Raw genomic sequence first — 623 nt, forward strand, 5'->3', positions numbered from 1 at the left:
GGCACAAGCAAACGCTATTCGGAAGCCGTCGTAGCCAACGGCTTGGTTTTCCTCTCTGGCATGGTTCCCGAAAATCCTGAAGCCGACGCCAAAGCACAAACTGAAAACGTTTTGGCGCAAATCGATTCATGGCTCGCACAATGCCAATCCGACAAAGCCCACATTTTAGAAGCTACCATCTATCTGCCCGATATGAACGACTACGCCGCTATGAATGAAGCCTGGGACGCATGGACAGCCCCTGAGCGCGCTCCGGCCCGCGCCTGCGTGGAAGCGAAACTGGCTTCACCAGACTGGAAGGTTGAAATCAAAATTACCGCCCTTCAAATCAAATAAAGCACAAATATCAGGCCGTCTGAAAACGCCGCTTCAACCAAGCAAGCGCAGTTTTTCAGACGGCCTTTATTCTTTTGAGGTACAATACCGCCCTTAAATTTTTCTATTATTTCAAAGCACAAACAGCCATGTCCAAAAAAACCAAGCAAGAATTAGAAAACAACAAACTCAGCAAACGCCTGCGCCACGCCGTCGGCGATGCCATTAACGATTTCAATATGATCGAACCGGGCGACAAAATCATGGTCTGCCTCTCCGGCGGCAAAGACAGCTACGCCCTTTTAGAT

1 protein-coding gene and 1 pseudogene are annotated in these 623 nt (G+C 49.3%); both read left to right on the forward strand.

What is annotated here, in order from left to right; all coding sequences use genetic code 11:
- On the forward strand, positions 1-336 hold a 336-nt coding region (locus ACTHUR_RS15550), incomplete at its 5' end, for a RidA family protein (RefSeq protein WP_440399537.1).
- A 128-nt stretch (positions 337-464) separates the two neighbouring features.
- A pseudogene (locus ACTHUR_RS15555) lies at positions 465-623 on the forward strand (tRNA 2-thiocytidine(32) synthetase TtcA); the annotation flags it as partial.

Source organism: Neisseria sp. P0021.S007 (assembly GCF_051956855.1).